The sequence below is a fragment of the Amycolatopsis sp. NPDC051071 genome (genome assembly GCF_040682875.1).
Lineage (GTDB): Bacteria > Actinomycetota > Actinomycetes > Mycobacteriales > Pseudonocardiaceae > Amycolatopsis.
On sequence record NZ_JBFBBY010000027.1, the window covers coordinates 1 to 26,603 of the forward strand.

Below are 26,603 nucleotides of genomic sequence, written 5' to 3' on the forward strand. Positions count from 1 at the left end.
GCCGCGTTTGGTCATCAACGACCCAAAACACTCACGACCCCCGCACGTCCGAAATCAGTTCCGCGGCCGCCGCGAACGGGTCGATCGTCCGCGCCACCACGCGTTCGGCCAGGTCGGCGAGCCGGTCACCGTGGCGCAGGTCGACGATCTCCGCACGCAGCCGCCCGACGGCGATCGCCTCGACCTCGTCCCGCGCCCGTGCCGCACGGCGCCGGGGCAGTTCATCCCGTTCGACCAGCCAATCGTGGTGTTCGGCCAGCGCGCGGACGACGTCTTCGACGCCCTCACCGCGTGAGGCCACCGTTCGCACGATCGGCTGACGCCAGCTCGGGCCGCGAATCTCCCGGCGTACCAAGGAGATCATCTGTTTGAGATCGTGGACCGTCGCGTCGGCGCCCTCGCGGTCGGCCTTGTTGACCACGAACACATCCGCGATCTCCAGTACGCCTGCCTTCGCCGCCTGGATCCCGTCGCCCATTCCGGGTGCGAGCAGGACCACGGTGGTGTCGGCCAGTTTCACGACGTCCACTTCGGACTGGCCGACGCCGACGGTCTCGATCAGCACGACGTCGAATCCGGCCGCGTCGAGTACGCGGACAGCCTGCGGCGTCGCCCACGACAGGCCGCCGAGATGCCCCCGGGTGGCCATCGAGCGGATGAACACGCCGGGATCGGTGGCATGTTCGGTCATCCGGATCCGGTCGCCGAGCAACGCGCCGCCGGAAAACGGCGACGACGGGTCGATCGCCAGCACCCCGACCCGCGAACCCTCCGCCCGCAACGCCGTGAGCAGCGCGGACGTCGATGTCGACTTACCGACACCGGGTGGTCCGGTCAGGCCGATGACCCGCGCTTTGCCCGTGTGCGGCGTCAGCTTCGCCGCGACCTCGGGCAACCGCGGATGGGCGTCCTCGACCATGGACAGCAACCGGGCGATCGCGCGGGGAACGCCGTCCCGCGCGCGACCGACCAGTTCGTCGATGTCCAGCTGTACCGGCAAAGGCTTTACGGGACGCGGAACAGGAGCGCGTCGCCCTGGCCACCGCCACCGCAGAGCGCGGCGGCACCGAGGCCACCACCGCGACGGCGGAGCTCGTGGATCAGGTGCACGGCCAGCCGCGCACCAGAAGCGCCGATCGGGTGACCGAGCGCGATGGCGCCGCCGTCGACGTTGACCTTGTCCGCACCGACGCCGAGCTTGTCACTGGAAACCAGGCCGACCGCCGCGAACGCCTCGTTGATCTCGATGAGGTCGAGCGCGTCGACGCTCAGCTTCTCCTTGGCCAGCGCGGCCAGGATCGCGTTCGACGGCTGCTCGTGCAGGCTGGCGTCCGGACCGGAGACCACGCCGTGCGCGCCGATCTCGGCGAGCGCGGTGAGCCCGAGTTCCTCGGCCTTCGCCTTGCTGGCCACGATGACCGCGGCGGCGCCGTCGGAGATCTGCGACGCCGAACCGGCGGTGATGGTGCCGTCGGAGGCGAAGGCCGGGCGCAGCTTCGCGAGGCTCCCGGCGGTGGTGTCGGCGCGAACGCCTTCGTCCTTGGAGAACACGACCGGGTCACCCTTGCGCTGCGGGATCGACACCGGCGCGATTTCGGCGTCGAAGCGGCCCTCCGCGATGGCGGCGGCGGCGCGCTGATGCGAAAGCGCGGAGAACTCGTCCTGCTGCTCACGGGTGATGCCGTAACGGCTGTTGTACTTCTCCGTCGACGCGCCCATCGCGACCTGGTCGAAGGCGCAGAACAGGCCGTCGTAAGCCATATGGTCGACGAGCGTGGTGTCGCCGTACTTGAAACCGGCGCGCGACTTCGGCAGCAGATGCGGTGCCTGGGTCATCGACTCCTGGCCACCCGCGACGATCAGGTCGAACTCACCCGCGCGGATGAGCTGGTCGGCGAGCGCGATGGCGTCAAGACCCGAGAGGCAGACCTTGTTGATGGTCAGCGCGGGGACGGTCATCGGGATACCACCGGCGACCGCGGCCTGGCGGGCCGGGATCTGGCCGGCGCCGGCGGTGAGCACCTGGCCCATAATCGTGTACTGGACCGCGTCCGGGGAGACACCGGCCTGTTCGAGCGCCGCCTTGATCGCGAATCCGCCCAGTTGCGCACCCGAGAAATCCTTCAACGAACCGAGCAAACGCCCGATCGGCGTACGGGCGGCACCCAGGATCACGGAACCGGACACGGCGTCCTCCAAGCATCGGCGCAAGGGCAAAAGGGGTCTTCGCGACCATACCCGGGGCACGGCCCTCTTGATGGAGCCAGTGTGAGGCGGCGCACGCCGGTTCCCCCGCCCGCGCACTTATTCTGCTCTGCATGAACCAGGCGCTGAAACCGTTCGTGACGGCCATCGACCACGTCGGCATCGCGGTCCCCGACCTCGACGCCGCGATCGCCTTCCACGCCGAGCATTTCGGCTTGGAGGTGGCGCACGAGGAGATCAACGAGGAGCAGGGCGTCCGCGAAGCGATGTTGCGCGCGCCGGGCACCGCCGGCACCGAGACCGCGATCCAGCTCCTCGCGCCGCTGCGCGACGACTCCGCGATCGGCAAGTTCCTCGCCAAGGGCGGCCCCGGGCTGCAGCAGCTCGCGTACCGAGTGTCCGATGTGGACGCCGCCGCGGCCGCCCTGCGCGCGCAGGGCCTCCGCTTGCTCTACGACGAGGCCAAACGCGGTACTTCCAACAGCCGGGTGAACTTCGTGCATCCCAAGGACGCCGGTGGCGTGCTCGTGGAATTGGTCGAGCCCGCGAAGGACGGTCACTGACGGCGCGTCAGTGCCGCCGCGATGAAGGCGACCTCGCGATCGATCTCCGCGGGGTCCCCGTCTTCGTTGTGCCGCGCCGTCGCGTGCCGGTGGCTGACCGCCCGCGCGAGCAGCCCGGACGCCGAATCGACGTCGGCGACCGCGAGTTTGCCGCCGGTCGCGGCGACGATCACCGCCTTCACCTGGCGGACGAGTTGCTGGAACCGTTCGGCCAGCGCGTCGCGGACCGCGCGATGCGTGTCGGCCTCGCGCCACAGCAGGTGTGACAACGCCAGCGAGCGGTTGAACCGCCTGTCGAGTTCCCCGACGAGGCCACGCAGGCTGCCCGCGAGATCGCCGGGGACCACCACGACGGCCGGTTCGATCCGGGCGTCCGGCAGTTCCGCGATCAGCGCGGCCAGCAGATCCGACTTACGCCGGAAGTAGTAGTGCACCAGGCCTTTGGGGACGCCGGCCTGCTCCGCGATCCGCGACGTCGGGGTGGCGTCGAAACCGGATTCGGCGAACAGCGCCTCCGCGGCTCGCAGGATGCGCTGTTTCGCCGAATCCTCTTTCACGCGGTCTCCTCCGGGTCAGTGCTGGCCCGCCGTCTTGTGCGTCGCCTGCGCGATCGGCATCGCGGCCGCCCCGGCCACCACGGTCAGGACACCACCGATCCAAGCGGTCCAGGACGCGCCCATGAAGTCGGCGTATCCCATCACCCATGGCGAAATGAACAGAAGCGCGCCCAGGACGATCTGGATGCCTTCGCCGTAGACCATGCCAGGCATCGCGAGCGACGCGAGGCCGTCGAGGGCGATCAGTGCGCCGAGGACGACCAGCGTCCACAGGGCGGTGCTGTCCGTGGTCATCCATAGGGGTGAAACCGCGACGACGATGCCGAGGACCACCTCCGCCCAGTCATGGGGACGGGTCCAAGGGCGCGTCGTGGGTTCGTTCATGCGTGCTCACCTCCGAAAATCGGCTGAACCTGCAGGTCGGAGAGATCTCCACGGTCGATGATCCGCTTGGTTGGCCGGCCGGTCAAGACCCGTCGATAACACTTCGGGATGTGTACGTGGCCCACGTCTCCTACAGTTGTGGACCTGGTTACCCGTGAGTAATTTGGGCGAACCACTCGTTGCCGGTGAGGCCACATCAGCGCAGTGCGCCAACGCCGTCCCCACTCGCGGAGGTTCCGATGACGCAGCTCGGCGAAATCCAGCAGGCCATTCTGAACGATGACCTCGGCGCCGTGGCGTCGCTCGACGTGCCGGAGACCTACCGCGGGGTGACCGTGCACAAGGACGAGGCCGACATGTTCCACGGCCTCGAAAGCCGGGACAAGGATCCGCGCGAGTCACTGCACGTGGACGACGTCCCCACGCCCGAATTGGGCCCGGGTGAGGCGCTGGTCGCGGTCATGGCGAGCGCGATCAACTACAACACCGTCTGGACCTCGATCTTCGAACCGGTCTCGACCTTCAAGTTCCTGGAGCGCTACGGACGGCTCTCACCGCTGTCGAAACGCCATGACCTGCCCTATCACGTCGTCGGCTCGGATCTGTCCGGCGTCGTGCTGCGCACCGGCCCTGGTGTGCACAACTGGAAGCCGGGCGACGAGGTCGTCGCGCACTGCCTCAACGTGGAACTCGAAGGCCCGGACGGGCACAACGACACGATGCTCGACACCGAGCAGCGGATCTGGGGCTTCGAAACGAACTTCGGCGGACTCGCCGAGATCGCGCTGGTCAAGGCAAACCAGCTGATGCCGAAGCCGGGCCACCTCACCTGGGAAGAGGCCGCGTCCCCCGGACTGGTCAATTCGACGGCGTACCGGCAGCTCGTCTCGCGCAACGGCGCGGACATGAAGCAGGGCGACGTCGTGCTGATCTGGGGCGCTTCGGGCGGCCTCGGCTCCTACGCGACGCAGTACGCGCTCAACGGCGGCGCGATCCCGGTGTGCGTGGTCTCCAGTCCCGAAAAGGCGGAGATCTGCCGGAAGCTGGGTGCGGAGCTGATCATCGACCGCAACGCGGAGGGCTACAAGTTCTGGAAGGACGAGCACAACCAGGACCCGAAGGAATGGCAGCGGTTCGGCAAAAAGATCCGAGAGCTGACCGGCGGCGAGGACCCGGACATCGTCTTCGAGCACCCGGGCCGGGAGACCTTCGGCGCCTCGGTCTACGCGGCACGCAAGGGCGGCACGATCGTCACGTGCGCGTCGACGTCCGGGTTCATGCACTCCTACGACAACCGCTACCTGTGGATGAACCTGAAGCGGATCATCGGCAGCCACTTCGCGAACTACCGCGAATCGTGGGAGGCGAACCGGCTGATTTCGAAAGGTCTGATCCACCCGACGCTGTCGAAGACCTACTCGCTGGAAGACACCGGCCAGGCCGCGCTGGACGTGCACCGCAACGCCCATCAGGGCAAGGTCGGCGTGCTCGCCCTTGCGCCGGAAGAAGGTCTGGGTGTCCGGAACCACGAACTGCGGGCGAAGCACATCGACGGGATCAACGCGTTCAGGAACGTTTAGCGCGCCAGAACGCACTTTCGTCGCGTGTTCCGTGGGTGCTCACCCTTCCGTGACTCCAGCTCGACTACGGTAGAGGGATGAGCCTTGGCGAGGAACGGGAGCTAGTGCCGCTGGGAGCCGGCTTCGACGTGGCGAAGCGCGGTTACAGCCGTGTGCAGGTCGACGAACATCTCGAACGGCTTGACGCCGATCTGAAGATGCTCACCGCCGATCGCGATGCCGCCATCGGACAGGCGGGCGACCTGGCACGGCAGCTGGAGATCGCGCGCGGCGAGATCGCGGACCTGCGTGGTCAGGTCGACAGGCTGGCCCAGCCGCCGACGAGCGTCGAGGGTCTTTCCGAGCGCCTGCAGCGCATGCTGCGGCTGGCGCAGGACGAGGCCGCCGACACCAAGGCGCGTGCCGAAGCCGAAGCCGGGCACATCCGTGCCAAGGCGGAGACCGACGCGAGCGCCATGCGTGCCCGCTACGAGCAGCTGCTGAACGAGCTCGACCTCCGCCGCAAGGAGATGGAGGCCGAGCACCGGGGCGTACTGGAGACGGCACGCGCCGAGGCCAAGGACATCACCGACAAGGCGAAGGCCGAACGCGACAAGCTCGACGCCGAGTCGCAGCAGCGCCGCACCCAGGTCGAAGAGGACTTCGAGATCGCGATGGCCTCGCGGCGCACCGAGGCCATGCACGCGCTGGCCGAACAGGAAGCCGCGAGCAAGGCCGAGGCCGCCCGCCGGGTCCGCGAGGCCACCGAGGACGCCGCCACGATCCGGGCGAAGGTTCTCGAAGAGGAGACGACGGCCAAGGCCGACATCGAGCGCCGTCAGCGGGAATCCGTCGCCGACGCCAACAAGCGCAAGCAGGACTCGATCACCGAGGCCAACGCCCGGCTCGCCGAGGCGGCCGACGAGGCACGCCGCCGCGTCCGGCAGGCCACCGAGGAGTCCAACCGGCGGATCACGCAGGCCACCGAACGGGTCGAAGCACTCCGCAAGGTGCGCGCCAGCCTGGCCGAGCAGGTCCGCACCGCGAGGACCGCACTCGGCGAGGCAACCCACGTGCTCGGCGACGAACCGCATGTCCCGGCGGATCTGAAGGCCAAGCCGTCGCCCGACGCGGAGGCCACCGTGCAGCTCCGGACGGCCGATGTGCCGAAGGCCACATCCGGCGCGAAGCCTTCACCCCGACCTGCGGCAGCGCGGAAACCGACTGGCGAGTAACCTTCTCACCCGACCGAGCTCACGACGGCCTGCGGGTCCGTCGGCGAGCGGTTATCGTCGCTGCTCGCACGCGGGTGCGGCAGACAGATCGGTGGAGGTTGCGGATGGCTGCATATCGGACCGTGGTCGTGGGCACGGACGGCTCGGATTCCTCGTTCGCCGCGGTCGACCGGGCGGCGGGTGTCGCCGGCGACTCCGGAGCGACCCTGGTCGTCGTGTGCGCCTACTACCCAGCCAACAAGGGCGACGTGGAGAAGGCGCAGGACATCCTCGGTGACGAGGCGTACCAGGTCGTGGGCTCGGCACCGGCCGAGGACACCCTGCTGTCCGCCCGGGACCGGGCCGCCAAGGCCGGCGCGAAGAACATCGAGACCACCGCCGTCGTCGGCGACCCCGTCGACGCACTGCGCAAGGTCGTCGCCGACCGCTCCGCGGACCTGCTGGTGGTCGGTAACCGCGGCCTGAACACGCTCGCGGGCCGCATCCTGGGTTCCGTGCCGTCCGAGGTCGCGCGGAAGTCCGGGGTGGACGTGCTCATCGTTCACACCACGTAATGGCCGATTCCGGCGAGCCCGCGCCCGACGCGCTTCAGCAGCGTCTCGAACGGATCTTGCTCGGCGGCAGACGCAAGTACACCCGGCTCGAAGTCGCCGAGAAGGCAGGCGTTCCCGAAGAACGCTCTCGGCGGCTTTGGCGTGCGCTGGGCTTCGCGACCGTCGACGACGACGAGGTCGTCTTCACCGACGCCGACATCGACGCGATCCGCACCGCCGACCAGCTGATGAACTCGGGCCTGATCGACCCGAGCATCGAGCTGGCGGTGACACGCGCGCTGGGCCAGCACCTTTCGCGGCTCGCGGAATGGCAGGTCCACATGCTGTGGACGATGATCACCGAGAACAAGGACATCGGCACCAGCGAACGCCAGATCGCGCGGCTCGTCGACCGGCTGCTGCCGGAACTGGAGAACGTGCAGAACTTCGTCTGGCGGCGGCACCTCGCGGCCTACGCCGGACGGGCGTTCGCGTCCCCGGACGAAGACCTGGAGGCCAGAACCGAGGTCGTCGGGTTCGTGGACATGGTCGGCTACACCCGCCTGACCAGGCAAATCGGCGAAGACGAGCTGAGTGCCGTCCTCGATCGCTTCGAATCCGTCGCCACCGAAGTGGTCGCCGAGCAGCACGGGCGGATCGTGAAAATGATCGGTGACGAGGTCCTGTTCGTCGCCGACTCCGCCGTCGACGGCGCCGAGATCGCGCTGGCCCTGTCCGAACGCGCCGGCGTCGACGAAACCCTGCCCGGCGTGCGTGCCGGCCTCGCGTCGGGGCGGATCCTGAGCCGGTTCGGCGACGTCTACGGCTCGGTCGTGAACCTCGCCGCCCGCCTCACCTCGACCGCCCGGCCAGGCACCATCCTGATCGACAAGGAACTCGCCACCGAACTCTCTTCATTCGCCGAGTACGAGGTGCGGACCAGACGGCCGGTGTCGGTGCGCGGGTACAACCGCCTACGCCCTTCCTCGCTGCGTCGGGCGCGAGACCGGCCTTCGGGCATGTTCGCTTCTTCGCAGCAGTTGGCCGCGGAGATGCTGGGGCTGGCGCCTGAGGCCGCTTCCGCTTCGGCTGCTTCGGAGGACCTTGCCGAGGAGATCGAGGACACCACTGCGGACTCGCTGCCTCCGCGGCCACGGCCTCGCTCGAAGCGACGTCGGCGCTGAGCCACGCGGGCCGGGCGGTCGGCTCGTCGCGGGAGCAAGGGACCTTTGCTATCGCCTCCGGGTCGTGAACGGCGATTCGAGCGCTGGGACCGAAGGGCGAAAGTGATTCGGTGCCTGTGTGGGTTTCGGCGCGTTGGATGAGCCAAGATCCACACACTCCCGCACGACAGTCCCTGTTATTGAGAGGTGAGGCGTGGGTGGACGGTCCAGGGGGTCGTGAGTGGCAATGAGGGTTAGAAGCCCTAATCGCCAGTCACAACCAGCGCGAGGTCAGGCGGGCAGCACGGCGTACTGCCGCACGTAGAGGTCGGTGTAGGTGACCGGGCCGCGCGGGCCGGGGACCTTGTCCAGGTTGATGCCGGTCTCGGGGACGGCGAGGAGTTTGAAGCCGTCGAGCAGCCGGGTCGGAGCGTTCCAGAAGACGCCGGTGCCGGTGTAGGCGTCGAAGAACGCGTCGGCGGCGTCGCTGGATTCGGTGGCGATGCCGGCGGCGAGGCCCGAGGTTTGCTCGTTGGCGATCTCCGCCGCTTCGGGCAGGTTCGCGACCTTCGCGACGGTGACGGTGGCTTCGCGGTCGGAGTCGAGCGCCCATTCGTAGCCGATGGCGTGCTCGTGCGGAGCGAGCGAAGGCGTGACGCCGCGTTCCGCCAGCGCACTGGCGATGCCGGGCCAGACCCGGTCGTGGGCGTCTTCGTGGATCAGCAGCAGGTTCAGGCGGTTGCAGACGCCGAGCCGGTCGAGGCTGTTGAAGACCAGGTCGCGCACCTTGCCGGTGTCGGCCGCTTCGTCGATGTACAGGACTCCGCCGCCGTCGGCGTGGGCCAGCGTGCGGACGCCGTGGACGGCCGCCTCGGTGGCCAGCGCGCGGGTGCTGTCACCACTGCCGCGAAGGATCACCAGCGGGACGAGCTCGGGAAGGCGCACCAGCGCGGAGGCCGCTTCACGTTCGGCACGCGGCACCAGCTGGATGACGGCCGGATCGATGCCCGCCTCGGCGAGTGCGGGGGCGATCACGATCTCGCGCAGGCGCTGGGCCGAGCCGAGCGCGGCCGAGCCGGTGCGGAGCACGCCACCGTTGCGCGACTTCACCAGCTGTGAGGCGACGTCGACGGTGACGTTCGGGCGCGCCTCGTAGTTCGCGCCGATCACGCCGACCGGGCGGCGGCGTTCCACCAGCCGCAGTCCACCGTCCAAAGTGGACACGTCGACGGAGCGTTCCTGGTGCGGCGCACCGGCAAGCAGGCGGAGCTGCTCGGCCATCCCGGTCAGCCGCTCGGGAGTGATGGTGAGCCTGTCCAGCAGGCCCGCGCTCATTCCGTCTTCGCGCGCCTTGGCGATGTCTGCCTGATTGGCTTCGAGCACCGTGTCGGCGTGCTCGACCAGCTTGCCCGCCATGGCGTTCAGCGCGACGTCGATCGCCTCGGCGGAAGCGGCGGCCAGCGACGGGGCGGCCCGTTTCGCCGATCGAGCGCATTCCTCGACGGCCTTGGCGACCTCGTCCATCAGGTGACTCCCTCCGCGCGGAACGAGCCACCAGTCTGCCGTACCGCCCCGGTCAGGCGACGGTCGGCTCCAGCAGCCACAACCCGCCCGCGAAGAGACAGCTCACCGTCAGCACGGCCATGACCAGCACCCACAGCACCGCGGGCATCGCGGTGAGCCTGCCGAGCTGATCGGCGTCGGAATCCCTCGCCGCGCCCCGGCGCCGCTTGATCTGCAGCTCGATCACCGGCCGGACGCCGCCGAACAACAGGAACCAGGTCAGCAGGTAGACGAAGATCGCCTGGAACCACGACGGCGCCACCAGCGCGACCAGTCCGAGCACCACCGAGCTGGTGACCACCGCGAACACGCCATAGGTGTTGCGCACCATCACCAGCACACCGAGCAGCATCAGCGCCATCACGATCAGCACCATGGTGATCAGGTCCGACGACAGCAACCCGGCGAACACCAGTCCGAGCACCGCGGCGGCCGGGTATCCGGCCAGCGCGGTGAACGCCATTCCCGGCCCCTCGGGCTTGCCACGGGAAACCGTGACGCCGGACGTGTCCGAATGCAGTTTGATCCCCTGCACCCGCCTGCCGACGACCACCGCGGCCAGCGCGTGCCCCGCCTCATGGACGAGCGTGATCAGGTTGCGGGCGATCCGCCACGGCCTGCCCGAGACCACGACGAGCAGCGCCAGGCCACCGGTGACCAAGGTGATCGTGCCGGGCGGGGTGGACTGGGCGATGTCGGAAACCGTTTCGGCGGGAGACGAGCTCACCTGTCCAGCTCACCACAAGCCGCGTTCGTCCGGTGTCAGGCGGTCATGAAACCCCCGATCTCCCGCATGCGAGACTCACCGGTCGTTCCGCAGGGCGAAGGCCACCCAGCTGCGGAACGGCCGCCACGTCGCGGAGAGCTCAGCCAGCTCCTCCGGCGGGGCCAGCGGCAGGTCGTACGCGATCCGCATCGCCTCCTGCAGCCGCGGTTCGCCGGCGGGGAAGACGTCCGGATGCCCGGCACCCCGGATCAGGATCAGCTGTGCGGAGAACGGGCCGATCCCCGGCAGCCGTTGCAGCCACCGCAACGCTTCCCGCACCGGCATGGCACGCAGGTACGCGGCGTCGAGCAGACCGTCCTTGGCGGCGTTGGCCACCGCGCGCAGCCTCTCGACCTTCACTTCGGGCACACCGGGCCGGACCTCCAGCCCGGCCACGGCGTCCGGTGCCGGGAACGACATGAGAACCTGCCCGCCGACCTCCACCGGCCTGCCGAGCTCCTCGGCGAACCGCCTTTTCACCGTGGCGGCCTGCGTCATCCGCGTCCGGTGACTCAGGATCGCCCAGCAGGCCGCTTCATACGGCGAGTGGAACAGGACCGGCCGCAGGCCTGGCAGGTCTTGCTGGAGGCGGCGGACCACGGGATCCGTGGTACCGACGTGGGGGTAGCCGACGCCGTCGATGTCGACCGAGAGGATCCGCCGCACCTGCGCGGCGACCTCACCGGCGAGGTGTTCCCCGGCGAAGATCTCCACCTCGATGGAGCCGGGCGATCTCTGTCTGACGGCGGCGCCGACGTGTTCCCATCCCGCTTCGGCCGGGAAGGCGAGGCGCAGGGTGCCGGGTTCGTCGGCGGCGTCCGTGCGGCACGCGGGCGGGAAACCGGTCAGGAACCGGATGGACTGATCGAGGTCGAACGGGCCGCGTACCGGGACGCGGACGGTGGTCGAAGCGGTGTGCTGCAGGATCGAGCCGATCATTTTCGTGCTCCTTCGGCTGGGGAACGGCGACTCCCTCCGACGTTAGAGACGGCCACCGACAGTTTCGGGCCGCGGCGGCGGGAATGTCGCGAACGGGCCGGTCATGGCAGATTCTCGGGTGACCACCGTGAAGGGAGAGGCTGATGCCGGACAACCGCGAGCGTCTCGTGAGCCTGCTGCGGCCGGGCTCCGCGCCTGCCGGAAAAAACGAAGGTTTCCTTGACCTGCTGGGAGAAATCCCGCAGGCAGGCCCGCCGACCGGACTCGCGCAGCGGTTGATGCGCACGTCCGCCGTGCCGATGATCTACGAGCATTACTGGCGTCCGGCACTGGGCAGGATCGCGAAAGGACTCAACGGGCCGAGCATGGACGACGAGGTCCGCATCGCCGTCGAAGCACTCGGCCTGCGGCCCGGCAAGGTCGCGCTGGACGTCGCCTGCGGCACCGGCAGGTTCACCCGCGCGTTCGGCGAAGCGGTCGGCCCGGACGGGCTGTCGATCGGGCTCGACGGTTCGGTCTCCATGCTGGAGAAGGCACTCGTCGCCCCGAACCCGCCTTCGGTGACCTACCTGCGCGCCGACGCTGTCGACCTGCCGCTCGCCGATTCCACTGTGGACGCCGTCTGCTGCTTCGCCGCACTGCACATGTTCGCGAATCCGGACGCGGCGCTGGATTCGTTCGCGCGCGTGCTGAAACCCGGCGGCGCGGTGGTGATGCTGACCAGCGCACGGCACGGCGATCAGCCGATGCGGCTCGCGGACACCGTCCTCGGCAGGCTGAGCGGGCAGCGGATGTTCGACCGCGGCGAGATCGCGATGAAGTTGTTCCGGCGCGGCTTCGACCACGTGGAGGAGCAGTATTCCGGCGTCACCCAAATCGTCACGGGAGAGCTACCGGTTAACATCCGGCCATGATCCGCTCTGAGCACGCTTCGCCGATTCTCCCCGACGACAGCTACCTCCGTTCGCTGGTCGAAGCGACCGCGGACGCCGTCGCCGCGGCCGAGCCCCTCGGCTCGCCGCACGAAGGCGCGGATTCCACCACACGGGACGCCGTCGGCGCCGAGATCCGCGCGCTGACCGCCGAACTGGTGGAACTGAGCCAAGATCTGCACGCCCACCCCGAAGAGGGCTTCGCCGAGCACCGCTCGGTCCGCGCGCTCGGCGACCTGCTCGAACGGCACGGCCACGAAGTGACGATCGGGGCGGGCGGGCTGGACACCGCCTTGGTCGCGAGTACTCCCGGAAGCGGCCCGCATATCGCGGTACTCGCCGAATACGACGCGCTTCCCGGGCTCGGCCACGGCTGCGGGCACAACGTCATCTGCACCGCGGGCGCGGGCGGCTTCCTCGGTGCGGCGTCGGTCGCCGAACGGCTCGGCGGCCGGGTCTCGCTGATCGGCACGCCCGCGGAGGAAGGCGGTGGCGGCAAGGAAACCCTGGCCCGCGCGGGCGTCTTCGACGACGTCGACGCCGTCGTCATGCTGCATCCCTTCAGCCACGACATCGCGATGCACCCGTTCCTCGGCAGGCGCCAGCTCGAAATGGTGTTCACCGGTGTCGGCGCGCACGCCTCGGCTCAGCCGTTCATGGGACGCAACGCGCTCGACGCCGCCGTCGCCGCGTATCAGGGCGTCGCGGCGCTTCGGCAGCATCTGCCCTCCAGCGACCGCGTCCACGGCGTCTTCACCGACGGCGGCGCGCGGCCGAACGTCGTCCCCGAACGCGCCGCGCTGCTGTTCTACCTGCGGTCCGCGCAGCCGGACACCCTGCGCGACCTCGCCGAGCGGGTGTCGGCGGCCGCCCGCGGCGCGGCGGAGATGACCGGCTGCGGTGTCGAACTGCGGTGGGACGGGCAGCCCGCGTACCTGCCGATCCGGTTCAACACCACACTCGCCGAACGCTGGTCGGTGCATCAGGTCGGCGCGGGGCGTAAACCGCTGCCGCCGGGGATCGTGCCCGAGTTCCTCACCGGTTCGACCGACCTCGGCAACCTTTCCTACCGGATGCCGGCGATCCATCCGATGATCGCCATCTCGGGGCCGACGACCGCCTTGCACACCAAGGAGTTCGCGGCAGCGGCCGGTTCGCCGGACGGTGACCGCGCGGTCGCCGACGGCGCGCTGGGCCTGGCGATGACCGCCGTCGACTACCTGGCGGACGCGGAACTTCGCGCGGCCGTGCACGAGGAGTTCGAGGCTTCGGGCGGCGCTTTGGACGTCCCGGCGTTCTTCGACTGAGGTTTCTCAGGTAATTCTTCTCAGCAAAGCCCAGGGGTTCTCCACAGGCAACTCACAAGTACGGGCGCGAATCTTGTTCCATGACCGAGAACGAGAGTCGGCCCGGCCCCGCCTCCTCCGGTGGGCACCAGCCGCCGCACCAGCAGCAGCACCCCGGCTACACCCCTTGGCAGGCCGCGCCGAATCCGCTCTTCACCCCGCAGCCGCCGCAGGCTCAGACGATGGCACCGCCGCCGGCACCACGTAAGAAGGGCGGCCGGGTAGCCGTCCTCGTCAGTGCGACGGCACTCGCCGCCGCGCTGATCGGCGGGGTCGGCGGTGCGGCACTCGTCGGGCTCGACTCGGCGTCTTCGGCGTCGGGTACGGGTTCGTCCGCGGTCGCCAACGGGCAACTGGTCGGGAACAACACTTCGGGTGACGTCAGCGGGGTCGCCGCCAAGGTGACGCCGAGCGTCGTCCAGGTGAACGTGACCACCGCGCAGGGTGAGGCCGTCGGTTCCGGCGTCATCCTGACGGCGGACGGGCGCATCCTCACCAACGCCCACGTGGTCGCCGACGCCGAAGGCGACGTCACGGTCACGCTTTCGGATGGCAAGCAGTACAAGGCGAGCGTGGTCGGCGCGGACACGAAGGCCGACATCGCCATCCTCCAGGCGAAGGACGCGAGCGGGCTGAAAGCGGCCACGCTCGGCGATTCCAGCAAGCTCGTGGCAGGCCAGCAGGTCGTCGCGATCGGCTCGCCCGGCGGGCTGCAGAACACCGTGACCACCGGGATCGTCAGCGCGCTGAACCGCAAGCTCGACGAACTGAGTGGCGGTCAGGACAAGCGTTCGCCGTACAGCCGGACCACGAACGAGGCGGGGCCGAGCTACACCGCGATCCAGACCGATGCCCCGATCAACCAGGGCAATTCGGGCGGGGCGCTGGTGGACGCGCAGGGGAACGTCATCGGCATCAACTCGGCGCTGTACAACCCGGCCTCCACCGGCAGCATCGGCATCGGCTTCGCGATTCCCATCAACGACGCGAAGAAGATCGTCGAGCAGATCGTCGGCTGACCCCGGCCGTCTGGACCGCTGTCAGGGGGCGGCCCAGCAGGCACTGTCCGTGAAAGCCTCCTTCACTACCTTCAGGGTAGCGAAGGAGGCTTTCACGGACTTTCAGAGTTCGTAGGTGAGGGTGAAGGTGTGGTTGCCTTCGTCGTCCTGGACGATTTCCGCCGTCCCGGTGATGCCGGAGAGTTCGCCGTGACCGGAGCCCGGCAAGACGATCAGGTGATGGCCGTTCTCCCCCGCCGAGTGCTGGAGTACGAAGCCGCCCTTACGCCCGTCGACGGACACCGAGAGCCGCTCGAAGGCGACGTACGCCGACGACGTCTCGTTCACCGCCGTAAGCATCTCCACGGTGCTGGTGCCCTCGACACCGCCGGCGAAGGTCTTGCTGAGGGTCACCCGGGAGAACTCGGTGCCTTCGGCCTTGTCGGTTGCTTGCGGGTCCCAGCCGTCCACGGTGAACGACGCTGTCGCGTTGTTGGTCATGGCACCGATCTTGCCGGACATACCTGACAGATCGCGTCAGGTATTCCTCACCGCCTCCGGTTCCCGAACAGGCCGCGCGTGACCTCACGGCCGAGCGCGCTCGCCGCCGAGCGGAAGAACGACTTCACCGCCGGGTTCTTCATGGCCTGTTCGATCATTCCCGGCCCCTCCTTCTCCTGCTGCGGAGCGGGAGCAGGCGCTTCGGGCGGCGTGGCCACCTTCGCGGCCAGCTTCTCGTAGGCCGACTCGCGATCGATCGTCTCGGAGTACCTCGCGTGCAGATCCGAAGACGTCGTCGCCGCGGAGATCGCTTCAGCGCCGATGGACCCCATCTTCGACCGCGGCGCACGCAGCCGGGTCCACGCGACCGGTGTCGGCGCACCCCGCTCTGACAACACGGTCACGATCGCTTCGCCGATGCTGAGCGACGCCAGCGCGGAGTCCAGCTCGTAGTGCTTCGTCTTCGGATACGTCTTCACCGTCTTCGTCAGCGCCGCCTGGTCCTCGGGAGTGAAGGCGCGCAACGCGTGCTGGACCCGCGCGCCCAGCTGCGACAGGACGTTGTTCGGGATGTCCGTCGGCAGCTGCGTGCAAAAGAACACGCCGACACCTTTCGACCGGATCAGCTTCACGGTCTGCTCGATGCGCTCCAGGAACGCCTTCGACGCGCCGTTGAACAACAGATGCGCCTCGTCGAAGAAGAACACCAGCTTCGGCTTGTCGAGGTCGCCCTCCTCGGGCAGTTCCTCGAACAGCTCGGCAAGCAGCCACATCAGGAACGTCGAGAACAACGCGGGTTTCGACTGGAGGTTGTCCAGCTCCAGCAGCGTCACCATGGCCTTGCCGTCGACCTGGCGCATCAGATCGTGGACGTCCAGCTCGGGCTCGCCGAAGAAGTCCTCGCCGCCCTGAGCCTCCAGATTGGACAGCGCCCGCAGAATCACCCCGGCCGTCGCCGCCGAGACGCCGCCGATGCCCTTCAAATCCGCTTTGCCCTCGTCACTGGTGAGATGCGCGATGACCGACCGGAGGTCCTTCGAGTCCAGCAGCGCCAGCCCGCGCTGATCGGCCCAGTGGAAGATCAGCCCCAGTGTCGATTCCTGGGTTTCGTTGAGCCCCAACACCTTCGAGAGCAGGATCGGGCCGAAACTCGTGATCGTCGCCCGGATCGGCGAGCCCTTGCCACCCGTGCCCAACGACAGGAACCGCACCGGGAACGCTGCCGGCTCCCACTTGTCGCCCAGCTCGTCCGCGCGTTTGGTGATCTTGTCGTTGCTCTCGCCCTGCGCCGCGAGACCCGACAGATCGCCCTTCACATCCGCCAGCACCACCGGCACGCCCGCGGCGGACAGCTGTTCGGCGATCAACTGCAACGTCTTCGTCTTGCCCGTACCGGTCGCGCCCGCGACCAGCCCATGCCGGTTCAGCGTCGCCAGCGGCAACCGGACCGCGGCGCCGGCGTCGGCCACGCCGTCGATCACGACGGCCCCCAGCTCGACCGCCGCCCCCTCGCTCACGTAACCCTGCGCGATCTCCTGGGCTGGACCCTGTTCGGCCACTGTCGCTCCCTGATCTGTGATACGGCTCACCTGAGGGTGCACACGCTGCCAGTTACGCGCCGAACCCGCACGTCGCGCTCCTCGAATCCCCGGGTCGGGTTAGGGTTCCGGGGTGAACGACCGCCTAGTCTGGATCGACTGCGAGATGACGGGGCTCGACCTCGGCAAGGACGCGTTGATCGAAATAGCCGCACTGGTGACCGACGCCGAGCTCAACGTCCTCGGCGAAGGCGTCGACATCGTCATCCACACCGACGACGAAACACTCGACGGCATGCCGGAGGTCGTCCGCGAAATGCACGCCCGCTCCGGGCTCACCGAAGAGGTCCGACGCTCCACCGTCACCCTCGAAGAAGCCGAGCAGCGCGTTCTCGAGTACATCCGCGAGCACGTCCCCGAGGCCAACGTCGCCCCGCTCGCGGGCAACTCCATCGCCACCGACCGCGGCTTCATCACCCGCGACATGACCGCCCTCGACGGCCACCTGCACTACCGCATGGTCGACGTCTCGTCGGTGAAGGAACTCGTCCGCCGCTGGTACCCGCGGATCTACTACGCCAAGCCGGAAAAGGGTCTCGCCCACCGCGCCCTCGCCGACATCAAGGAATCCATCGGCGAACTCGACTACTACCGCCACGTCGCCTTCGTGCCACAGCCCGGCCCGACCACCGAACAGGCCAAGGCCGCGGCCGCTGAAGTGCAGGAACGCCACGACGGGTAACCCGTTGCGAGGCCTTCGAACGGGCACGCTAATATAGTGCGGCCGAGGTGATGGGAAGCTTCCCGAGCCCCGGCGATGGTGGGCGTAGCTCAGCTGGTAGAGCACCTGGTTGTGGTCCAGGAGGTCGCGGGTTCGAAACCCGTCGCTCACCCCATTACCCCAGTCTGTTCGGGGCTCTTGCGAGCCTTGGACAGGCTGGGGTTTTCGTGTTTCGGGGCGTGCCGTGGGTCGGTGCCGTGGGCGGGCAGGGTCAGGTGGGGTGTGGTTGGGTTGTCGTGAGTGTTTTGGGTCGTTAGAACGACCCAAAACACTCACGAGTAACACAACGTGGCGCTCGTGCGAGTTCAGGGGGAACTGTGCGCGGAGGGTGCCATGAGGCGTTGGCTGGGCTTGACGGTGTCGGGGCTCGGATTGCTGGCCGCCCGCGTGTACCGCCGATCCGCCGGTGCACGCGCCCACATTTGAGCCTTTGGTGACGACCACTCCCGTAACGACCGTGACCGCGCCGCCGTCGACTTCGGCCGCTCCGCCGGTGACCGTCACAGTGACTCCGCCTTCTCGCCCGACGCCGACTTCGGCTCGGAAGTCACCGTGGCGATGCGAGCCCGGGTACCCGAACTGCACGAAAGCCCAGTCTCAGAAGTACCTCGCCGACCTCGAGTACCAGAAGTGTCGCCGGGATCCGGAGAAGATCTGGGACACCCGGACACAGAAGTGCCGCTACAAGACCAGCGGCGAGACGCAATGGGAGTACTTCAACGGGCCCATCGGCTGAGGACCCCTGGGAACGTCATGAGGGGTCCCCATAGGACACTTTTCGTCCTATGGGGACCCCTCATGACATCGTTCAGGGAGCGGGCCCCGGGTCAGTTGCGGTCCCCGCCGGTCTTCCAGTCGTCCCACGACATCTGCCACACCGACCAGCCGTCGGTCGGCTCCAGTACCTGCGGGCCGGAGTTGGCGACCGTGATGATGTCGCCCTTCTTCGAAGTGTCCATGAGCCACTTCGCGTTCTCGGTCGACAGGTTGATGCAGCCGTGGCTCACGTTCCGCTTGCCCTGCGAGCCCACCGACCACGGCGCCGAGTGGTAGAAGATGCCGCTGTTCGACATCCGCACCGCGTACTTCACGAACGTCCGGTAGCCCGACTTGCTGTCCGACGGGACGCCGTACGTGCTGGAGTCCATCGTGTACCCGGTGTGCTCGCTCATCACCGTGTAAGTCCCGGCCGGGGTGCTGTTCGACGCCTTGCCCATCGAGATCGGCATCTGCTTGACCTCTTGGTCGTTCACGACGACCTTCATCTGGTGCGTTCCGCCGTCGGCGGTCGCGACCAGTTTGTCGCCGACGACGACCTTGGCCGGCTTGTCCTCGCGGCCGAAGGTGTTGTTGCCGAGGTTCTTGCCGTAGATGGCCGCATTGACCGAGATTTTCGTGCCCGGCTTGAAGTATTCCTTCGGCCGCCACATCACGGTCTTCTCGCCGAACCAGTGGAACGCGCCTTCGGCCTGCGGCTCGGTGACGATCTTCAGCGCCTTCTCGGTCGCCGCCTTGTCCGGCACGTTGGCGGTGAAGGTGAAGATCAACGGAAGGCCGACACCGACCGTTTCGCCTTCGACGAGGTTGATCGAGACGCCGATCTGACGGCCAGGCTTGGCCGTGGAGAACGTCGACGTCGCGGTGACCGGCTTGCCGTCGGTACCGGTCGCGGCCGCGGTGACCGTGTAGATCTTGCCATAGCCGAGCGGTTCCGCCGACTCCCAGCCGGAACCGTCCTCCTTCGGCTTGCCCGCGACGACCTTGCCGTCGGCGCCCGCCAGTTTGACCTCGCCCACCTTGCCGTCCGCGACGGCGACCGTGACCGGCTCGCCAGGTGCGACATCCGCCGCACCCTGCGCCGGAGTCAGCTTCACCGCGGCGGCCTTCGGGGCCGGAGCGGCCTCGCTGCTCTGCTGCGAACCGCCGGGAGCATCACCCGGTGACGGCGATTCACCCGACGGTGTACTCGTGCACGCGGCCAGTGTGAACCCGGCCACCAAAGTCACCATCGCCACCCGCGACCGCCCCGTCGCTCCCCAGACCCTCATGCACACCGTCCGTTTCGCGTGGTACCAACCCCTACGTCTGGCTATAGTCTGCCTGACCGGCCGCAACGCCTGCGGCCGGATGGCTCAATACGTCCCGGCGAACCTCGTCGTGCGCGAAGGTGACCCCCCTGAAACCGGGCTCAGCAACCCTGTGTTAATGTTTTCCACGTCGCCGAGGGCAACACCAAAGCGGCGGGAACAAGCAAGCGCCATTAGCTCAATTGGCAGAGCAGCTGGCTCTTAACCAGCGGGTTCGGGGTTCGAGTCCCTGATGGCGCACCCTCAAACCCCACGTTATCTCCATTGATGACGTGGGGTTTTGTGTTATCTGGACGTATTTCTTCCACTTCCTCACTGTCCATTGTGGTCTGATCTGCGCCCGAGACGAGCCCGAGCTGTCGATCTCAGCTTCTGAAGGCCAACTCCGCTGTTGTCTCGATAAGGTCCAGCGGCCAGGATGCTGTTTCATCCCGGCATCAGCGTTGGTCCAACCCGCGTCCGTCCCTCTCCGACGCGATCGTGCGCTGTGTCACCCCACCAGTCCTCACAGGCGAGGCGACACAGCAGCGCCTTGTGAGGTGAGTCTCACCGCCGCTCGTGATGGTTGGTGATCGACTATTGAGCCAGACGGAGTCTCAGCAAGCAGTGTCAGCCGCAGGTTTGCGCGTTCTCGGGGTTCCGGTCGTAGCGCAGTCGGCTTCGGCCGACGGAATGGATCAGGTTCGCCCAGAATCGCTCGAAGGTCAGCGGCGCGCGGACGGAGTCGAGCATTTCCTTGGTGCGCGGGCAGCTGAGCGTGGTGCGGATCGCGTCGAGGTCGTCCTGCGTGTACTGGCCTCGCGCCGCCGCGGCCTCGTCGGCTCCGCGCCGAGGCCGGCGACCTCCCAGTCCGAACCGGCGAATTTGCTGTGCCCGATGCGTCGCCCTGGCACGTGGTGCTGTGCGCGGCCACCGGGTTGGCGAGCCCGATCGGGTCGCGCACCCACACGTCGAGCGGCAACAGCATGCCGGGGCCGCCGATGTTGAAGTAGGTGAGCACGTCACGGCCGTTCGCCGAGGGATACGCGACGCAGCCCGTCGACGACGCGTACACAAGGATGACCGGATTCAGCTGTGCGGCGAGCTGCTGATTCGCGTCGTCGGCCATCCCCTTGAACAAGCGGAAGTCCCGCGCCAGGATCGGGTGCTCGGTCCCGCTGGCCGCTACATAGGCGGCGCGCTCGTCGGCGATGACCTCTTGGTCGTCAATCGGTTCCTCGAGTCCGGCATACGGGGTTCTCAACCAGCCGCCGGCGACGACGGCCCAGGCAGCGACAACGACGACGGGCACGAACGTCAGCTTGGTGACCCTGATCGCCATCACGGGGAGCAACAGGCAGAATGTTGCGGGAAGCAACATCCGCCCGTGCATGAAGTCACCGCCGACCCGGACGACGTACGCCACCAGCATGACGCCCGCGATCACCGGCACTGCCACCAGCACCACCACTCGCCGACTCACGGTCTTACGCCACAGCAGGGCGAACCCGGTGAGCAAGCACGCGGCCACCGGTATCCACAGAAAGTACGGATCGGTAAAGTCGCCGAAATAGGCCCATCCGCTGTCCCACAACGCTTCTGAGGCTTCCTTTGCGAGCGCCGTGTTCGGGGTGATCAGGCCGTAGTAGCCCATCCGGAACACCTGATACAGCACCGGAAGCACCGCCGCGGCGGCCACCGGAATCAGCGTGTGGCGCCAGCCCTGCCAGGTGAGCACCAGCAACCCGACCATAGCGGCTTGGGTGAACAGAGCGAGGTCCGGACGCACGAACGGGCCCAGCCCGATGACCACCGCGGTCGACCACAGCGGGCCGCGCTGCTGCTCGGTCCCGCGGCGCACCAGGAGCCACCAGGTCCCGCCGAGCCACAGGCTGATCAGCCCCGTCTCCAGGCCGGAGGTGGCGAAGTCACGAAAAGGCGGCAACGCCAAGACGACGAGCGCGCCCGCCGGGAACACGAAGGTGGACGCGGCGGGTCCGGCCATCCGCCGGGCGCCGTCGAGGCCGAGGAGCAAACCAGCCGCCGAGAACAGCAGTCCGACGATCACCGCGATCCACTCGAGGCTGACTCCGGGCGCCCAGCCGACCAGCACGAGCACCGCCGTCCACAGCGTGCTGGTGTTGCCCTCGACCCGCTCGCCGATGTTGAAGACCGGGCCATTGCCCGCCAGGATTTGACGGACCGTCCGCAGCACGATCAGCCCGTCATCACTCATCCAGCGCCTCTACCAGGCCAACACCACAAAGACCACAAAAACCACAACCATAGCCCCGATGACACCCCAGTTCCACACCCGGACACGGCTCCGAACGCGAATTCCACTGGGTCTGCCAGGCATGGGTACGGACTCAGCGGTAACTGTGCTCAACTGATTCTTCAGCAAGTGAAAAGACGAACAATCAGCCAGAGTTCTGTGAAGCGACAACACTGTCCCTGACTGGGCAAGGTCTGTTAACGATCTTGCCCGGCTCTATCGTGTGCTCGAAAAGGACCGGTGCCGGGGAGGGGCGGTTATGCCCTGCCCGGCACCGGCCGGACAGTCAGAATCCGAGTGCGAAGGCCCTTGGTGCGGTCACTTCTTCGCCGAAGGCGAAGTCGCCATGCCACAGCGCGGAAGTACCCACGAATTTCGCTCCATCGGACGCCCCGACGTACACGTCCGCTCTCGTGCCGCGCGTGTAAGTGACAATGTCGGCCTTGCCGTCACCCGTGAAGTCACCGATCGCCGGCAACTCGGCCCCATAGGCGAAGTTGTCGTGCCACTTCACAGCATTTCCGACAAACCGCACACCATTCGAGTTCGCCACATAGACATCGGCCCCCGTCCCCCGGGTGAAGACCGCGATGTCGTCCTTGCCATCGCCGTCGAAGTCACCGACCGCGGGAATCTCCTCGCCGAACGCGAAATCTCCATGCCACTGCTGCGAGTCACCGACGAACTTGCCACCATCGGACAACGCCACGTACACATCACCGAGCGTTCCCCGGGTGAAGGTCACGATGTCCGTTTTGCTGTCTCCGTCGAAGTCGCCGGCCAGCGGCACTTCGTTGTTCGTCGCGAACCTGTCGTGCCATTTGACCGAATTGCCCACGAATTTGGCGCCATCGGACACGGCTGCGAAGACATCCGCCGTGTCGGTACGGGTGAAGACCGCGATGTCGTCCTTACCGTCACCGGAAAAGTCACTCACAGTGGGGACCGGCGTGGTCGCCGAAACCGGGGCCGACACCAACTCGGTTCCATTGGCCAACGTCGTGACGACCCGGTAGTACAAAGTCTTCTTTGCGGGCAGCGACTTGTGCGTAAAGCTGGTTTCCGTCGTCGAACCGATGCGGCGAGCTTCAGCCACCGGAACCGAGGGCTCCTCCCCCGCGTAGATCCGGTACGTCAACTGACCCTGCCCCAAAACCGGAGCCCACTTAACCGTGATCGCGTGGTCGACCGCCTTGGCCGTCGCGACGAAGGTCTGCTGGCGGATCCAGGCGGCAAGATCGTCCGTGCGGGTCGCGTTAGTGCCTTGCCGGGGCTCGGTCACGGTAAGACACCCATGCTGCCAGGATGCACCCACCACACCGGCGAGTTCGAACTTGCCCGCGGTCTCACGGAACACGGGACCGCCAGCGTCGCCCTTGCACGCGTCGGCTCCATTGTCGCCGGTGAGGGGAAGACTGTCCGCAGTCGGCGTGCCGACGGTGAACAACGCGGAGTGAAGCTTGTTCGGGACCCATTCGGTGCCGGTACGCCCATAGCCCGCCAGACGCAGCTTCTCGCCCGCCGTCGCGGCCGCACCGCCTAGCGTCACCGGCGCGATGTCGGTGATGACCGTGTCCAGTCTGGCCAGCATCACCCCGCGGCTCGGGTGGGAGACGAGGTTCGTCACCTTGGCGACCTTTCCGATAGTGCCGGAAAGGTCAGTCCTGCCGACGATGGCGGTGGCCGCCTTGGCGGGCAATCCACCCTGCGGGTTACCGGGAAAGCAGGTCGCGGAGGTCACGATCCATTCCGATGCCACGAGAGCGCCGCTGCACGCGCTGCCGTCGATCTCGATCTTGGCAGTGAACCCGTAGGCCCCGTCCGCCGCCGCGGCACCGCTGGAAACGGCTTGCGCCGGCGCGGTGACGACGCCTCCGAACGTAACCGCGGTCAAAGCCGCAAAGGCGAACGTTCTGGATCTCTTCATGCATTCCCTCGATTATCCGACCACAGCAGTGGCGAGCACAATGGCTACTGAAATTCCGAGCCCGCGTTAAGGCGTGCCCGTTCTTCCGGCCAGTACCTCCCGGCCAGCTCTTCCATCTTGTCGAAGAATTCGTTCCCCGCGAACCTGAGAGCGAACAGCAATTCTTCTTCATCTGCAGCGACGGCCCGCCTGTCACCGCCGCCCTCCACGGAAACCAAGACCCGACCGCGCGGCAAAGACTTGAGCGCTAAATAGATTTCCTGAGTCGGAATCGCACTCTTCGCTTCAGTTCTCCGACAGTAGTCGTCAATCATTCTGGCGACAATTATCCACATGCCGATAATGTTGTCGATCAGATCTCGGTCGAGCACCAGGACACCATCGATCTCGAGCTCGATGGCACCCAGTAAATCGTCGCTGCCCTTTAGTCGCGGAAGCCTGTCGCATTGACCGATATCCACGAACCGCGTCTTTTGTTCCTGCCCAAACCAGAGGACAGTACCGGCAGTCACCATTTCAGACGCCCCTTACCCGACCGGAAAGAAGCTTCCGATCTTCCCATTTTCAAGGCCTACCCTGTAGGCTACGCCGTCAACGGAACCATTGTACCAACCCCAGCCGTTGCCTCGCAGAATCGCGTCATGATTCTGGTTCAGCACCTTGACAAGTCTATCTTCAATCTCCTCAATGCGCATCTTACCAGGAAAGAACGACTGCACTTTTTGTTACATACGCTGCTTCGCGAACGACATAGCGGGACGAGACAGGGAAGGTGTGGCGCCGAATGCGGAGTGAACGGGACACGTCCAGCTGCGCTGGGAACCCCGGACCGTGGTCGTCTCCGACCCGGCAGGGATCATGGTGGATCCCAGTATCGCGGTCTCTCACCGCCAGAATGGGCCGCCGTCGATCAGGCCTGGCTCCCAGTCGCCGCGCACGACCGGCGTCTCGACGAGTGCGTCTCGCATATCGACGTGGGCGTCGACCATGTCGAGCACAGCCGCTGCCGCCGGGGCCGATAGCCTTCGAGCCGAGGAAGAGGAGGCTGCGGTGGATGACATGGAGACCCTGCTCGCGCAGGTATGGAACCCGGAGATCCGGCCGCTGGCCGAGGAGGCGTGGCGTACCTACAACGCGGGCGCGTTTCGTGCGTGCATCGCGACGACCTGGACAGCCGTCACCGCTGACATCATCAGCAAACTCGTCTTCCTAGCCGATGCAGGCGACACCCAAGCTGGTACATTTCGCGACCAACTTGCCGCCGCACAAGCAAAAGGCCTCACCTTCGACGGCGTGCGCGCAATGCAAGCCATCGAAAGCAGCCTACTGGCTACCGCCATGCAATTGGAACTCATCGACACGATTGACCAACGAGAACTCGACCGCCTCCGTGAAGACCGCAACCTGTGTGTCCACCCGTCGCTTCGCAGCTTCGGCGAGGTGTACACCCCACGTCCGGAGTCTGCCCGAGCACACCTCGCCGTCGCCTTGTCAACCTTGCTCACGCATCCACCGACCCAAGGCAGCCAGGCAATCGAGGCATTCCAGAACTACACCAGTGACCCCTCTTTCGTGCCCGAGATCGCACACATCCAGACCCTCTTCTACGACCATGTGCGTTCCAAGACCCGAACCAACATCGCCAAAATCGCCGCCAAACACGCACTACGCGAAATCGACCCCGCCGGCCGACTCAACCCTGTCGAGTACGCCAACCGCGCCGCCGTCGTCCTCGACGCACTCGCGGAACGGGACCGCACAATGGCGAGGTCAGCTGTGGAGAGCCAACTGGAGTCTTTCCAGACACTCGGTGGGGAGGTTCAGCTACGCGCAATGGCCCGCCTCGGCGACCAGGACTTCTTCTGGACCATGGTGGACAACGCCCTGGCCGGTCGCCTACAGCAACTACTCCTTGCCCTGCCCATCCCTGAGCAGTGGGAGCCACTGCCGGTCGACGTGGCGATCTGCCTTGCTGTGGTACGCAGCGAACACGCCCGATCCCGGCTTCCTCACCTTGAAGAACGGTTCGCCACGTTGAACAAGGTGCACCGGATGAACGTGGTCGCGATCGCACCCGCGCCGTATTTTGTTCACGTTGTAGTCGAATTTCTCGAGGAGGCGGGGAACTTCCGGACCGGCGAGCAGTGCGGTCAATTGCTCGTCCAGCACGCCCACCTCCTGTCCGTCGACCAACTTGGTAGTGCACTGACAGCTTGGGCCAGTAACGACCAATGCAGATTGGCCGAGCGAATGACCGGCCTGGCCGTCACGCTATACCGGGGCACAGCGCACTTGGGCGCTGGTCAGCCAGAGGCATTCACGTCCTTCCTCCGCGAAGTCCAGTCAAAGACCACCGCAGACGACAGCTACTACCGGTACCCCGAGCTCGAAGGCGCGCTCCGCGCCGCAGGCCACCTCGATCAGCCGCCAGACTAGGCACACTAATTGCGAATCGATCAAATCGAAGCTGTCGTCCCTGCGGGGTTCCACAAGTCTGCCGACGGCTCTGACCAGTAGGGTTATGCCGCCCGTTCGTACTCGTTGATCAGGCCTCCGAGAAGCCGCTGTCGCCTGATCCGCTGAGAGTTGAGGTCTGCCACGGGGTGGGTCGGCCGTGGTGGGCGAAGCTCGCGGGAACGGTGCGGCCGTCGACCGTTGTAGTGCCGGAGGTACTCGGCGAGCACGGCGCGCAGATGCCGCTCGCCCAGAATCAACATCCGGTCGGTGAGCTCGGTTCTGGCCGTGAGCACAAACCGTTCCGCGTAGCAGTTC

24 protein-coding genes and 2 tRNA genes are annotated in these 26,603 nt (G+C 67.0%); 12 read left to right on the forward strand and 14 right to left on the reverse strand.

Going from position 1 to position 26,603, the window contains the following annotated elements:
- Positions 1-31 precede the first annotated feature (31 nt).
- Both meaB and AB0M65_RS12030 read right to left on the reverse strand, forming a co-directional pair.
- A complete protein-coding gene (gene meaB / locus AB0M65_RS12025; protein ID WP_364025449.1) occupies positions 32-1,000 on the reverse strand; it encodes a methylmalonyl Co-A mutase-associated GTPase MeaB in 969 nt (322 codons plus the stop codon).
- Positions 1,001-1,005: 5 nt separating this feature from the next.
- Entirely contained in the window at positions 1,006-2,187 is a 1,182-nt protein-coding gene (locus AB0M65_RS12030) for an acetyl-CoA C-acetyltransferase (protein WP_364025452.1), read from the reverse strand.
- Positions 2,188-2,318: 131 nt separating this feature from the next.
- Here AB0M65_RS12030 and mce point away from each other — a divergent pair, with 131 nt between their 5' ends.
- Entirely contained in the window at positions 2,319-2,768 is a 450-nt protein-coding gene (gene mce / locus AB0M65_RS12035) for a methylmalonyl-CoA epimerase (RefSeq protein ID WP_364025455.1), read from the forward strand.
- On the opposite strand, the gene AB0M65_RS12040 is transcribed toward mce, so the two are convergent.
- Together AB0M65_RS12040 and AB0M65_RS12045 are read right to left on the reverse strand one after the other, a co-directional pair.
- Positions 2,762-3,325 carry a helix-turn-helix domain-containing protein gene (locus AB0M65_RS12040; RefSeq protein WP_364025458.1) on the reverse strand — a complete coding sequence of 188 codons (564 nt, stop codon included), beginning with the start codon at positions 3,323-3,325 and terminating at the stop codon, positions 2,762-2,764. The genes mce and AB0M65_RS12040 overlap by 7 nt on opposite strands.
- A gap of 15 nt (positions 3,326-3,340) precedes the next feature.
- Positions 3,341-3,709, reverse strand: coding sequence for an SPW repeat protein (locus AB0M65_RS12045; RefSeq protein WP_364025461.1), 369 nt, complete (start codon positions 3,707-3,709; stop codon positions 3,341-3,343).
- 239 nt (positions 3,710-3,948) lie between these two features.
- Here AB0M65_RS12045 and ccrA point away from each other — a divergent pair, with 239 nt between their 5' ends.
- The 4 genes from ccrA to AB0M65_RS12065 all read left to right on the forward strand — a co-directional run bounded on the left by ccrA (position 3,949) and on the right by AB0M65_RS12065 (position 8,220).
- Positions 3,949-5,289 (forward strand): crotonyl-CoA carboxylase/reductase, encoded by a 1,341-nt coding sequence (gene ccrA / locus AB0M65_RS12050; RefSeq protein ID WP_364025464.1) that lies wholly within the window; start codon positions 3,949-3,951, stop codon positions 5,287-5,289.
- A gap of 104 nt (positions 5,290-5,393) precedes the next feature.
- Positions 5,394-6,503 (forward strand): chromosome segregation protein, encoded by a 1,110-nt coding sequence (locus tag AB0M65_RS12055; RefSeq protein ID WP_364025608.1) that lies wholly within the window; start codon positions 5,394-5,396, stop codon positions 6,501-6,503.
- Between the two features lie 104 nt (positions 6,504-6,607).
- Entirely contained in the window at positions 6,608-7,057 is a 450-nt protein-coding gene (locus AB0M65_RS12060; protein ID WP_364025467.1) for a universal stress protein, read from the forward strand.
- Positions 7,057-8,220, forward strand: coding sequence for an adenylate cyclase regulatory domain-containing protein (locus AB0M65_RS12065; RefSeq protein WP_364025470.1), 1,164 nt, complete (start codon positions 7,057-7,059; stop codon positions 8,218-8,220). The genes AB0M65_RS12060 and AB0M65_RS12065 overlap by 1 nt, the downstream gene beginning before the upstream one ends.
- Before the next feature lie 270 nt (positions 8,221-8,490).
- Here the strand turns inward: AB0M65_RS12065 and AB0M65_RS12070 are convergent, their stop codons facing one another.
- The 3 genes from AB0M65_RS12070 to AB0M65_RS12080 form a co-directional block, all read right to left on the reverse strand.
- Positions 8,491-9,723: an aldehyde dehydrogenase family protein gene (locus AB0M65_RS12070; protein WP_364025473.1), complete on the reverse strand. Its 1,233-nt coding sequence runs from the start codon at positions 9,721-9,723 to the stop codon at positions 8,491-8,493.
- Between the two features lie 52 nt (positions 9,724-9,775).
- Positions 9,776-10,489: a M50 family metallopeptidase gene (locus AB0M65_RS12075; protein ID WP_364025476.1), complete on the reverse strand. Its 714-nt coding sequence runs from the start codon at positions 10,487-10,489 to the stop codon at positions 9,776-9,778.
- A 75-nt stretch (positions 10,490-10,564) separates the two neighbouring features.
- Positions 10,565-11,467, reverse strand: coding sequence for a DNA-3-methyladenine glycosylase 2 family protein (locus AB0M65_RS12080; RefSeq protein WP_364025479.1), 903 nt, complete (start codon positions 11,465-11,467; stop codon positions 10,565-10,567).
- Positions 11,468-11,610: 143 nt separating this feature from the next.
- Between AB0M65_RS12080 and AB0M65_RS12085 the strand changes: the two genes are divergently transcribed.
- The 3 genes from AB0M65_RS12085 to AB0M65_RS12095 all read left to right on the forward strand — a co-directional run bounded on the left by AB0M65_RS12085 (position 11,611) and on the right by AB0M65_RS12095 (position 14,764).
- Positions 11,611-12,381: a methyltransferase domain-containing protein gene (locus tag AB0M65_RS12085; RefSeq protein WP_364025482.1), complete on the forward strand. Its 771-nt coding sequence runs from the start codon at positions 11,611-11,613 to the stop codon at positions 12,379-12,381.
- A complete protein-coding gene (locus tag AB0M65_RS12090; protein WP_364025485.1) occupies positions 12,378-13,706 on the forward strand; it encodes a M20 family metallopeptidase in 1,329 nt (442 codons plus the stop codon). The genes AB0M65_RS12085 and AB0M65_RS12090 overlap by 4 nt, the downstream gene beginning before the upstream one ends.
- An 80-nt stretch (positions 13,707-13,786) precedes the next feature.
- Complete coding sequence (locus AB0M65_RS12095) at positions 13,787-14,764, forward strand: trypsin-like peptidase domain-containing protein (protein WP_364025487.1); 978 nt, start codon at positions 13,787-13,789, stop codon at positions 14,762-14,764.
- 102 nt (positions 14,765-14,866) lie between these two features.
- Here AB0M65_RS12095 and AB0M65_RS12100 read toward each other — a convergent pair whose 3' ends face one another.
- Both AB0M65_RS12100 and AB0M65_RS12105 read right to left on the reverse strand, forming a co-directional pair.
- Complete coding sequence (locus AB0M65_RS12100) at positions 14,867-15,244, reverse strand: DUF3224 domain-containing protein (protein ID WP_364025490.1); 378 nt, start codon at positions 15,242-15,244, stop codon at positions 14,867-14,869.
- Positions 15,245-15,291: 47 nt separating this feature from the next.
- A complete protein-coding gene (locus tag AB0M65_RS12105; RefSeq protein ID WP_364025493.1) occupies positions 15,292-16,803 on the reverse strand; it encodes a helicase HerA-like domain-containing protein in 1,512 nt (503 codons plus the stop codon).
- Between the two features lie 112 nt (positions 16,804-16,915).
- Here AB0M65_RS12105 and orn point away from each other — a divergent pair, with 112 nt between their 5' ends.
- Both orn and AB0M65_RS12115 read left to right on the forward strand, forming a co-directional pair.
- A complete protein-coding gene (gene orn, locus AB0M65_RS12110; RefSeq protein ID WP_364025495.1) occupies positions 16,916-17,524 on the forward strand; it encodes an oligoribonuclease in 609 nt (202 codons plus the stop codon).
- 78 nt (positions 17,525-17,602) lie between these two features.
- A tRNA-His gene (locus AB0M65_RS12115) sits at positions 17,603-17,678 on the forward strand.
- Between the two features lie 712 nt (positions 17,679-18,390).
- On the opposite strand, the gene AB0M65_RS12120 is transcribed toward AB0M65_RS12115, so the two are convergent.
- Positions 18,391-19,611, reverse strand: a complete 1,221-nt coding sequence (locus tag AB0M65_RS12120) for an Ig-like domain-containing protein (RefSeq protein WP_364025498.1) — start codon at positions 19,609-19,611, stop codon at positions 18,391-18,393.
- Positions 19,612-19,817: 206 nt separating this feature from the next.
- On the opposite strand from AB0M65_RS12120, the gene AB0M65_RS12125 reads away from it, so the two are divergent.
- A tRNA-Lys gene (locus AB0M65_RS12125) sits at positions 19,818-19,890 on the forward strand.
- 265 nt (positions 19,891-20,155) lie between these two features.
- Here AB0M65_RS12125 and AB0M65_RS12130 read toward each other — a convergent pair.
- The 3 genes from AB0M65_RS12130 to AB0M65_RS12140 all read right to left on the reverse strand — a co-directional run bounded on the left by AB0M65_RS12130 (position 20,156) and on the right by AB0M65_RS12140 (position 24,346).
- Positions 20,156-21,865 (reverse strand): arabinofuranosyltransferase, encoded by a 1,710-nt coding sequence (locus tag AB0M65_RS12130; RefSeq protein ID WP_364025500.1) that lies wholly within the window; start codon positions 21,863-21,865, stop codon positions 20,156-20,158.
- 325 nt (positions 21,866-22,190) lie between these two features.
- On the reverse strand, positions 22,191-23,831 hold the full coding sequence (locus AB0M65_RS12135; RefSeq protein WP_364025503.1) for a trypsin-like serine protease: 1,641 nt from the start codon (positions 23,829-23,831) through the stop codon (positions 22,191-22,193).
- Positions 23,832-23,875: 44 nt separating this feature from the next.
- Positions 23,876-24,346 carry a hypothetical protein gene (locus AB0M65_RS12140; RefSeq protein ID WP_364025506.1) on the reverse strand — a complete coding sequence of 157 codons (471 nt, stop codon included), beginning with the start codon at positions 24,344-24,346 and terminating at the stop codon, positions 23,876-23,878.
- Between the two features lie 535 nt (positions 24,347-24,881).
- Here AB0M65_RS12140 and AB0M65_RS12145 point away from each other — a divergent pair.
- A complete protein-coding gene (locus tag AB0M65_RS12145) occupies positions 24,882-26,267 on the forward strand; it encodes a hypothetical protein (RefSeq protein ID WP_364025509.1) in 1,386 nt (461 codons plus the stop codon).
- An 83-nt stretch (positions 26,268-26,350) separates the two neighbouring features.
- Here the strand turns inward: AB0M65_RS12145 and AB0M65_RS12150 are convergent, their stop codons facing one another.
- A complete protein-coding gene (locus AB0M65_RS12150; RefSeq protein WP_364025511.1) occupies positions 26,351-26,581 on the reverse strand; it encodes an integrase core domain-containing protein in 231 nt (76 codons plus the stop codon).
- Between the last annotated feature and the right edge of the window lie 22 nt (positions 26,582-26,603).

Coding starts and splice junctions, on each gene's coding strand:
- AB0M65_RS12090 (WP_364025485.1), top strand. CDS start 12,378: ATGATCCGCTCTGAGCACGCTTCGCCGATTCTCCCCGACGACAGCTAC.
- AB0M65_RS12060 (WP_364025467.1), top strand. CDS start 6,608: ATGGCTGCATATCGGACCGTGGTCGTGGGCACGGACGGCTCGGATTCC.
- AB0M65_RS12140 (WP_364025506.1), bottom strand. CDS start 24,346: ATGGTGACTGCCGGTACTGTCCTCTGGTTTGGGCAGGAACAAAAGACG.
- AB0M65_RS12135 (WP_364025503.1), bottom strand. CDS start 23,831: ATGAAGAGATCCAGAACGTTCGCCTTTGCGGCTTTGACCGCGGTTACG.
- AB0M65_RS12095 (WP_364025487.1), top strand. CDS start 13,787: ATGACCGAGAACGAGAGTCGGCCCGGCCCCGCCTCCTCCGGTGGGCAC.
- AB0M65_RS12085 (WP_364025482.1), top strand. CDS start 11,611: ATGCCGGACAACCGCGAGCGTCTCGTGAGCCTGCTGCGGCCGGGCTCC.
- AB0M65_RS12120 (WP_364025498.1), bottom strand. CDS start 19,611: ATGAGGGTCTGGGGAGCGACGGGGCGGTCGCGGGTGGCGATGGTGACT.
- AB0M65_RS12130 (WP_364025500.1), bottom strand. CDS start 21,865: ATGAGTGATGACGGGCTGATCGTGCTGCGGACGGTCCGTCAAATCCTG.
- AB0M65_RS12065 (WP_364025470.1), top strand. CDS start 7,057: ATGGCCGATTCCGGCGAGCCCGCGCCCGACGCGCTTCAGCAGCGTCTC.
- AB0M65_RS12100 (WP_364025490.1), bottom strand. CDS start 15,244: ATGACCAACAACGCGACAGCGTCGTTCACCGTGGACGGCTGGGACCCG.
- ccrA (WP_364025464.1), top strand. CDS start 3,949: ATGACGCAGCTCGGCGAAATCCAGCAGGCCATTCTGAACGATGACCTC.
- AB0M65_RS12080 (WP_364025479.1), bottom strand. CDS start 11,467: ATGATCGGCTCGATCCTGCAGCACACCGCTTCGACCACCGTCCGCGTC.
- mce (WP_364025455.1), top strand. CDS start 2,319: ATGAACCAGGCGCTGAAACCGTTCGTGACGGCCATCGACCACGTCGGC.
- AB0M65_RS12070 (WP_364025473.1), bottom strand. CDS start 9,723: ATGGACGAGGTCGCCAAGGCCGTCGAGGAATGCGCTCGATCGGCGAAA.
- AB0M65_RS12045 (WP_364025461.1), bottom strand. CDS start 3,709: ATGAACGAACCCACGACGCGCCCTTGGACCCGTCCCCATGACTGGGCG.